5 protein-coding genes are annotated in these 10,097 nt (G+C 35.0%); 3 read left to right on the top strand and 2 right to left on the bottom strand.

Going from position 1 to position 10,097, the window contains the following annotated elements; genetic code table 11:
* The first annotated feature begins 9 nt into the window (after positions 1-9).
* The 3 genes from Q3Y49_RS16945 (at position 10) to Q3Y49_RS16935 (ending at position 6,719) form a co-directional block, all read left to right on the top strand.
* On the top strand, positions 10-216 hold the full coding sequence (locus Q3Y49_RS16945) for a hypothetical protein (RefSeq protein ID WP_303269822.1): 207 nt from the start codon (positions 10-12) through the stop codon (positions 214-216).
* Positions 217-996: 780 nt separating this feature from the next.
* Positions 997-1,434, top strand: coding sequence for a T9SS type B sorting domain-containing protein (locus Q3Y49_RS16940; RefSeq protein WP_303269821.1), 438 nt, complete (start codon positions 997-999; stop codon positions 1,432-1,434).
* An 11-nt stretch (positions 1,435-1,445) separates the two neighbouring features.
* A complete protein-coding gene (locus Q3Y49_RS16935; RefSeq protein WP_303269820.1) occupies positions 1,446-6,719 on the top strand; it encodes a PKD domain-containing protein in 5,274 nt (1,757 codons plus the stop codon).
* A gap of 122 nt (positions 6,720-6,841) precedes the next feature.
* Here Q3Y49_RS16935 and Q3Y49_RS16930 read toward each other — a convergent pair whose 3' ends face one another.
* Both Q3Y49_RS16930 and Q3Y49_RS16925 read right to left on the bottom strand, forming a co-directional pair.
* Positions 6,842-7,771 (bottom strand): NAD-dependent epimerase/dehydratase family protein, encoded by a 930-nt coding sequence (locus Q3Y49_RS16930; protein ID WP_303269819.1) that lies wholly within the window; start codon positions 7,769-7,771, stop codon positions 6,842-6,844.
* A gap of 161 nt (positions 7,772-7,932) precedes the next feature.
* Entirely contained in the window at positions 7,933-9,939 is a 2,007-nt protein-coding gene (locus Q3Y49_RS16925) for a sensor histidine kinase (protein ID WP_303269817.1), read from the bottom strand.
* Between the last annotated feature and the right edge of the window lie 158 nt (positions 9,940-10,097).

Genomic DNA, 10,097 nt, shown 5'->3' with positions numbered 1-10,097 from the left:
TTGCTGAATATGAATAGGGGTAAGGAAATGAAAAATATATTAAAATTATTAACCTTTAGTATTTTACTTATATTGAGCATCAATGGTCTGAGCGCACAACCTGGACCTCCAGATCCGCCAGATGATAATCCTGTACCTATCACAGGTATTGAGTATTTAATTGCAGCTGGTGCGGCTTTTGGTGCCAAGAAACTATATGATAAGAAAAAGAAATAAAGTATTTATTATTGAATAATATACTGATTGCATGAAACCTTTTTTAGAGTCTACTACTTTAAGAAAGGTTTTTTTGTTGATTTTTATTAGTTGTAAATTCTAAATTATAATTTCATATGGTATTTTTTCTGTATTTCTGGATGTCCCAGTGTATTGATTTTAGCAAAAAAGAGTAGACTTCTTTGCTTAAATGCTACCTTTCACTTTCATACTTTTTCCATTGATGAAAAAGTATGCAAAAAATCAAGGTAAAATGATGCTACTTCCCACAATGGCCATCGCCTGCCCGCCATTTTACCCTCCAACCCGCTTTTTCGCTTTATGCTAAAGTGGGGGTGTTAACCTCGAATAAAATTAACAATTAATTCAAACATATTTTATCCTTGTTTGAGGCTCTAATAATGAATTTTTAATCTTTATTTAACTTATTCAATACTTGCATTAACTAAGGTGTCCCAGTTAGAAATACAGTAGGTTTTTATGTTGAATTTAATTAGTTATAAATTCTAATTATTTTATCTAATATTTTTTTCTGCAGAAAGTTGTTGTAGAAAGGAAGTAGAAGTAAGGAATGATGAAATCTTCTCCCCACGTTTTGATATTTTACCAAAACTTTAAACAGTACTCAATCCGTACCCAATTAAGTAAAATACCTAATATTTTATAGTACTTATCCTTAATTTGATTGGTGCTTCCCTTATTCTTTTAAATTAGAATTCCTCTGATTTATGGGAGCTTTAATATGTCGAATTTTGATATATCATTTAATCAGAATTCATCATGAAATCATTTCTTATCCTTATCGCGACAGTTATTTTAGCAGCCAATGCTTCTTTTGGTAATGTTGACCCAGATAAAAAACCCACTAAATTTCGTATATTAGCTATAAGCGCCTCTAATGATTCTGTTATGAGCGCATCAAACGTGATAACGTTATTTCAGCCATTTTCGATTGAACTTCCAACTGCATTTACACCCAATGGCGATGGATTGAATGATAGTTTTGGAGCCGTAGCTAAAGGTGTAAAGGAATATAAAATGATTATCTACAATAGATTTGGGGATGTTGTTTTTAGTACTTCAGATATCAACACAAAATGGAATGGAACAGTAAAGGGTAATGAAGCACCTTCTGGTGGATATGTGTATCAAGTTTATGCCAGGGGTAATGAAGGACAAGGAGTTGATAGGTCTGGAAAAGTAATGCTCATTAAATAATCATCGTCATAATGAAAACTATATTTTTTAAACTTGGATTGCTGTTTTTTTTCAGCACGCTTATTTTTACCTCTCGATCTTTTGGTCAGATTAAAGCAGATAAAAATGCTGGATGTTTGCCATTAGTGGTGATTTTCGAAATTGAGAATTTTGATGTTGAATCAGTAGAATGGCAAACAGAAGATGGACAGTCTTCGACAGCTAAAAAACCTACATTTATTTTTGAAAAAGCAGGGGAATGGGGTGTTTATGCAGTTCTCACTTTAAATACAGGAATTATTGATACCGTTCAATATGAGAGTCTTATCACTGTTAATGAAAGACCTTTAGTGGACTTTTCCATAGAAAACCATGTGAGTTGTATAGGTGAGGAAATCTTATTTAATAATTTAACCACAAATGCTGATTCTTACTTATGGTCTTTTGGTGATGGAAATCAATCAACAGAAGAAAATCCTAGTCATCAATACCAAGCATCTGGAAAGTATACAGTTTCTCTTACCGCAAAAATAGATGGTGAATGTCAGGAAATCAAAGTAATGGAAAATGTCATCGAAATCCATGAAGTAAACAAAAATTCATTTTCAGCTAGCAGCTACGTACAATGTCTCTCAGACAAGGAACCCATCATTTTTTCGTTTGATGAAGAAGTTAGTCACGTGAGTTGGGATTTTGGTGATGGTACTGTCAAAAATGGCTCCTATGTTGAATATTCATATAGTACTGTAGGAGCATATAAGGTTGAAGTTTCTTATATAAATGAATTTGGATGTTCCATATCGACAAGTTTGGATTCCTTAATCAATGTTGGTGAAATTGAGTCACCCAAAATGGAAGTGAGCGAGAGCTCTATCTGTCTAGGTGAAGAGGTCACACTTAAAGCCCTTCATCCTTCAAATACTGGATTTGAATGGGAGATTAATGGAAAGCAATATGAAGGCAAAAAAGTGAGCTTAGGTTTTTCTGAAATTGGCGACATTGCAGTTAAATTAACTTATTTTAATGATTTTGGATGCTCAGTGTCTATTTTTGACGAAGCACTTTTAAATGTTCAGGAGGTTGAAGCTGTAGAGATTGACTACGATCAAACGATAGGCTGTGAGCCTTTTGATTTTGTGGCCGTGAACAGGACTCCTGGTGCTGTGGACTATGCTTGGAAAGTAAATGGAGAAACTATTAACGGTGTCGAATTGAATTACACTTTTGACCAAGCTGGTGATTATAATATTGTAGCTGTTACGCATTACGAAAGCGGTTGTCAAATCGAAACAGAACTTGTAGACAGGGTTCAAGTATTTAAAAGGGAAACAAATATAAAGGTCAATGAGTGGCGAGGCTGTGCTCCATTTACTCCTGAAATAGCCTTACTGAATGAAAATGCTACAGATATCAAGTGGACTATTGGAGAAAAACAATTGGATGGTGAAAATGTAAATTATGAATTTAAAAATCCTGGAGTCTATTTTCCGATCGTTTCATATACAAATGCCAAGGGTTGTAAGGTCGATTATGAATTTGAAACGCCATTAATTGTTTTTGATAATGATATTGATTTAGCAGAACCTGAAGTTATTGAATCTTGCACTTACACTGAAGTCCATTTCAGCGGAGACATGGGATATGATTTTTGGGAGTGGGATTTTGGAGATGGAAAAAAGTCAAATGAACGTTATCCAATACATAGTTATAGTGCAGCAGGAAATTACCAAGTTTCTTTGACTACAAACAATAAGAATGGCTGCAGAACTACAATAGAGAATTACAATATAATTGAAATCCCTGATTTGGAAGTAGAGACAAATATGGAAGTTACTGAAGGGGAAGAATGTGGGTTTTTTAGCGTTCTTGTTGTCGCCAATTTGGAAGACTGGCAATCCGCTAGATGGTATTATAATGAAAGCCTGATTAGTACTGAGTCTGAGTTGCATGCTTCCTTTATTTCATTGGGAGACGTAGGGATAACCTTAAGTGTAGGAAGCGAAGGAGAATGTACCAAATCAAAAGCGATAATGGTTCCGAATCCCTGGACTGATTGTGAGAATCCTGAATTGGAGGGTGATTTAGACGAACAAGAAAGTGATAGTCCCATTGGCAAATTTAACTTTTCAAGTTGTAACGTTCCATATTCCATAGATTTAGTAAATCCCATTCCGGAGGCAGATAAATTTGAGTGGAGGTTTAAAGATGGAACAACTCATTCTAAGCAAGATTTTAAGCAATCTTTCCATGAAATAGGTGAATATACCATAGGATATTGGGCTAAAATTGAAAGAGATAGTTTTGTGTTTGTGGAAGATTATATTACAGTCAATATTCAACAATCAGAAATTGACTTTGATTACGAGCTTCAAAAATATTGTGAAGGTTATGAGATCATCTTAAATCCAGAAAACACTGAATTTGAGAATTATAGATGGAAAATGAATAATCGCCCAATAGAATTATCTGATGGCGGCAGATATTGGGTTGAAAAGGAAGGGCTGTATTCAATAAGTCTGTCAGCAAGCGGTCAGAACAGCTGTGCAACCACTAAAATAAAAAATGTATATATAGGTAATCAAGAAAATCGATTTAGCTTTCCAAATTCTTTATGCTTAGGAGAAGGATTCACTATAGAGCATACGCTTATTGGCTTTAATTCTATAAAATGGGATATGGGAAATGGAGTTTTAATTGATGATTTCAATATCCCTTACGTTTTTGATGCAAGAGGTGAGTATCAGGTTAAAGCTATTGCTACAGATTACGAAGGCTGTGAGTCAATTTTTGATTTACCGCAACAGATTATTGTCAAAAATCCTATTGCAGAATTTACAGCAAATAAAAGGAGTGGTTGTGGCGAGACCACCATACAGTTTCAAAATAAATCGCAAGATGCTGTAGAATGGTTCTGGGACTTTGGAAATGGTGAAACAAGTACGGAAGAAAATCCAAAAGTCACCTTCATCCCCGGCTCGTACACAGTGACGCTTACTTCCACAAATGGTGAGTGCAGTAAGACAAGTACTGAAGCTGAATTTATTCAAATTGATGACTTGACTAGTGATTTTAGTTTTGAATTTGATCAAAGCTGTTTGCCTGTAACAGTATCCTTTCAAGATCAAAGTGTAAATGCTACTTCATGGCAATGGGATTTTGGTGATGGAACCACTTCCACTGATCAAAACCCTACCCATATCTATTTTGAAGCACCTAAAAGGAGCGTTAAATTAATAATTGAAAATGAAAATGGATGTAAGCTTAGCATTAAGAAGCCGATGAACTTTATTTTCAGTGCTAATTTTGAAGTAGACAAGAAGCAGATTTGCCAGGACGATATCGTTGAATTCTCAGCCAAAAGTGATGATGCAGTGAGTTGGTTTTGGGATTTTGGAGATGGAAACTCCAGTACTGAAAGAAATCCCCAGCATCAATTTCAAAGTGCTGGAATATTTGATGTTCAATTAATTGCTGAAAATAATAGTGGCTGTGCTGATACAGTCTTGATGCAACAATACATTGAAGTAACGCCATACAAAGCAGATTTTAAGTTAGCTGAATCCATAGAGTCAAATTGTGTACCTGTTCAAGTAAGCTTTCAGGATTTATCTGATGGAGCAGAAAGTTACTTCTGGGATTTCGGGGATGGTCAAACCTCCAGAGTAGCAAATCCTGTACATTTATATAATTCAGTTGGAAACTTTGATGTAAGTTTAGTGATTACCAATAAGCTGGGGTGTCAGGACACCTTAACAAAAGAACAATTTGTGAATGTAAGTGGACCGCAAACAGCCTTTGAAATTGAAGAAAAGACAGTTTGCCTCCCTAATACAGCAAATTTCACTGATGTTTCCAGCAGTGCTGTTAAGTGGACATGGATTTTCGGAGATGGAAATACTTCACATGAACAAAATCCTCAGCATTTCTATGAGAAAGCTGGTGTTTATGATGTTACACTAGTTGCTGAAAATGTAGAAGGATGCGAACAGACTTTTAGGATGAAAGGAATAAAAGTTCTACCAACCCCAAAAGTAGATTTTGATATGGAAATTTCAGGGGAATGTTATCCTGTTGAAGTCCGATTGACTAACAAAAGTAGTAACCTATTAAAAGCATCATACTTTTGGGAGTTTGGTGACGGACAGAGCTCTACTGAAAAAGACCCAACTGTGTTAATTGAAAAGACAGGAACATTTAATGTGACTTTAACAGTAAAAAATGATAAGGGTTGCCCAGTAAGTTATACACATGCAAATCAGATTTTAGTACGAGACACCGTAAGGCACATTGAAGCTGACTTAAATCAAATTTTAGTGGAGAATAATAATGTCCAATTTGAGTTAAAGCCTTTTAGCTTCAATAATATTTCTCATTATAATGTGTATCGGGACAGTCCAACTGGTTTCCATTTATTGCAAAAAATTGATTTATCGGGAAGTGTAAATCAAAGAATTATGTATGATGACAAAAGTTGCAGACCGCAAGAAATGTCTCATGAATATATTTTTCAAGCGGTTTCTTTCTGCGCAGATACTTTAGAAAAAGAGCATCTAACTGTTTTCAATACCATGTTTTTACATAGTGAAAGTCAGGAAAACAATCAACGATATATTGAATGGAATTCATCAAAGGGATTTCAAGTAGATAATCAGCGAATATTTAGAAAGCTAAAAGGAGAAGAGCAATGGCATGAAATTGCAGTTTTAGAAGATAATGCTCTTCGTTTTCTGGATCAAGAAGATTTATGTCCAGGTATTTATGAATATAGGGTTGGAGCTTTTGAGCAGAACAGTTTGCGTTCGATTAGTAATTATGTTGAATTTGAAGTCACCGATGAGATATACGTAAATCAAGTGGCCGAAATTAAAAACACTACGGTGATGGAAACAGGTGAGGTTTTCACCGAATGGAGCATTCCAGAAGAGGGGAGAGGCAGGATTACTTCATTTGAAATTTACCGAAGTGAGAATGGAGAGGATTTTGAATATTTTGATACTGTAGAACCACATGAGCAATTTTATATTGATGAAGAAAGTGATACCGAGAATCATACTTATACCTATCAAGTTAAAGTCATAAATGATTGTTCGATTGATACGGAGAGCAGTGAGGAAAGCAATACGGTACTTTTACAAAAAGATGTTCAGTTTAGAAAATACGAATTGAGGTGGAATGCCTTTAAAGGCTGGGAAGAAGGAGTTAAAAAATATGTGATCCAACGTCTGAACGAAAATGGAGAATGGGAAACTGTGGAGGAAGTCTCTGGGGATAAATTGAAAACGATTATTCGGGATACAAAGGATTAAAGCCCCCTAGCCTCCGAAGGGGAGATTAGGTCTTTAACAAATATTTTGATTTACTAATAAATGATTTATAGAAGGAAGATGGACTATGGAAGTTACTTCGATCTTCCGACTTCTAACTTCCATCAAAACCTCAAATGCTCCTTAAAAAGCAATAAATCATCTTTTAAGCTGGAATTGCCCTTAGGAAAATCAATGTATTTTTGGAGAGTCGTCTCAGGATTGACTAATAGTTCTCTCAGTTTCAAATGCTGGTTGATAAAAGTAAACTCCAGGTCTGGATGAATAGCTTTAAGTGCATCTACTATATCCAACACTTCTAAATTTTTATCTACCAGATTGTAAAAGCCTGAAGGGATATCATTTTTGATAGCAACCTGCTTTAAAATCTCTGATACTTTTTGAATAGGGATAAACGGGCGGTGCTGTTTCCCATCTCCATGGATGGCGATACGTTTATTGAAATTAGCATCGAACATAAAACGGTTAATGACGGCATCAAACCGAACCGCATTGGCATAGCCATAAACATTACCCAATCTTAAAATTTGAGTATTAAGCTTGTCTAGTAAACGTGCTACATGCTCTTCTCCTCTAAGTTTAGAGATCCCATAAATAGTTCTGGGATTGGGTTGATGTTCTTCATTGATTATTTCCTTTGATGATCCGAAAACCGAAACACTACTGGCAAATACAAAATGTTCAACATTCGAATCTTCTACCGCATAAACCAATTCTGCTGTACCCCAATGATTGCTCTGCTCAAAATAGTGCGGATCGGCATCAGCAAATGGTGTAGTTACCTTTGCTGCCAAGTGTATAACGGTATCAATTCCCTTTAAAGCTTTTTTAAGCTTTCTTGTGTCTAATAATTCGCCTTGAATAAAATTGATTTTTTCTTGATTGGGGAGTTTGTTTCCTAAAAAGAAGTGATAATTATTTCGAGATAAATTATCATAAATCAGGATCTGCTCTACTTCTTGCAAAGGCAAAAGTTTTTCAATCAATGCTGAACCAATATAGCCGGCTCCTCCAGTAATCAATATTTTCTTCATGGGGTATCCTACGTCAAGAAGGTGAAATTAAGCTTTTCTTGGTAGTTGTAAAAATGAAGGGGACTTAAACTTTAATAGTTTCTTTTTCAAGAAAATATAATGGTTACCAATAACCTGACTTTCTACTCTAGATTTTTCCAGAAATCAAGAAATCTAAGAAATTACTTTAGTGTCAGCACTGGTAGCATCACCCTAAAACTAGTTCCTTTTCCTGGCTTACTTTCAAACTCTATAGTACCTTTTAATTGCTCTACTAAGGTTTTTACTATGGATAAGCCCAAACCAGAAGAACTTTCCCCAGCAGTGGGTTTATTGCTCATTTTCTGGAATTTCTGGAAGATTTTATCCTGTTCTTCCTCCATTATCCCCATTCCTTCATCCCTTACTTCAATTTTGAGTTGGCTCCCTTCTTTTTCAACTTTAATATAGATCGAACAATCTTCATAGGAGAATTTTAAAGCATTAGAGATGAGATTATCCATAATGCGCTGCAATTTGTCTGTATCGGTATTGAAGTAAGTTTGATTTGTTCTGATCTCTTTTTCAATTTTAATTTTTTTCAGGCTGGCAGTATCTTCATGCTTTTGAATGATATCATTAAAATAATTTTGAATATTGATGGCTTCAACTTCCGGTAATTGTTTTGATTCAATCCTATACAGATGCAATAAATCTTCAATCAATTGAACACCTTGTTCGTTTGATTTCTCTAGCTTTTTTAAATAGTCTTTTTGCTGATCATTCAGGTTGTCAGGCATTTTGATTAACTGAATTAGTCCCTTATTATTGTTCAGCGGTGATTTTAGGTCATGCGCTAAAACGTGTATTAAGCCGTTTCTTTCATCATGGGTTTGTTTTAATTCTAGGTTATTTTTCTCCAGCTCTTTGTTTCGTTCATTTAATTCTTTGGTTCTTGCTTCAACCGTTTTTTCTAAGCGCTGATTTGACTGTTGGAGGGCCAAACTCAAATCCTGATTTTTGATATAGGTTTGATTTTGTCGATTTGCTAATATGACGACATGACTGAATAAATAAAAGAAGATTCCTAGTGCAAATATCATTTCACCGACAATATGAGAGCGATGTATTAATATATCAAGAACCGTCACTGCGAAAAGTAAAATAAAGCCCACTAAGGCAACAAGCACTTCACGGTTTCTTTTTATACTTGCTTTGAAGAGAAAGTACAGTATTCCTACTCCGGTGATAACCGTCACCAACTGCATTATAGGGACTAAATTGGAATTGAATAAAATAGGAGTGAAAAGGGTGATAATGGCAGCTGATATCCCTATATAATAGGGGATATGTGCGAAGAATTTTGGAATGTATTCAGGAAATAGGTGATAGATGAAGCGTACTGTAAAAGCGAGAATCAGATAGAAACTTGTTAATTCAATCCTTACGCTTAACCACCAAGGGAAATTCAAATATTCAATTAGTAAATATTCATTAACACTTAAGGTTCTTAAAATCGTGAATAGACATACTAAAGCGAAGTAGGTGTTCATTTTGTTTCTTGTTCGAAATAGGTTGGAACCTAAGTGATAAAGACCCATAAAGAAAATTGATCCGATCAGGAAAAATGATAATGATATATTTTGTCCTCTATTTTCGAGAAGTAAATTTTTGCTAGCAATTTCTGCTGGTCTTGACATACCCCCCTTCCGATAATGGAAATTTGAAATGTGAAATACGAGATCTATCGTATCCTGATCTTCAGGGAGAGAAATAATGGTGCTGCGGTAATTGGGATCGGCCGTTTCTTCTGAGGCCCCCACTTTACCCACTTCGACCATCTCTTGACCGTTGATAAATAGCTTATAGTTTGTACTTACTACTTTACAATTTATTGCTAAGTCGTTCAATTTTTCATCTACAATAATTCGAGCGTAATAGGTGGCATAACCTGTTGATGGAAGGGTTTCATCCTTAAACTCCATTCCTGTCCAAGTATGAGGAATTTCTGAATAGAAGGGGGATGTTGATCCTTGCATTTCCTCAGCGCTAAGCAATTTACCGTATTCAAATTGCCATTCGTCTTGAAGTAATACTATTTCTGAATTTAAATCTTTATCCCTCAAATCAAATAAAGCTTTTTGACCAAGCATAGGGTATTGCATGGCAAAAATAGTAGTGATTAAAAAGATGAGTTTCCGTTTCCACATAGTATTAGCACTCCTAACTGGAGGTTTAAGTAATAATAATGCAAAATTAATACTTGCTCCAAAGATATGTATTTGCTTTTTACTTTAAAAAGTACAAGAAACATATATGAATAGCGATTCATCTAAAATCTAAAAATAGTTGGAATGTTTTGATTAAA

Origin of the sequence: Marivirga harenae (assembly GCF_030534335.1) — a bacterium.
Lineage (GTDB): Bacteria > Bacteroidota > Bacteroidia > Cytophagales > Cyclobacteriaceae > Marivirga > Marivirga harenae.
Note: the sequence above shows the minus strand (reverse complement) of the source record. Positions and strands in the feature narration are given on the sequence as shown.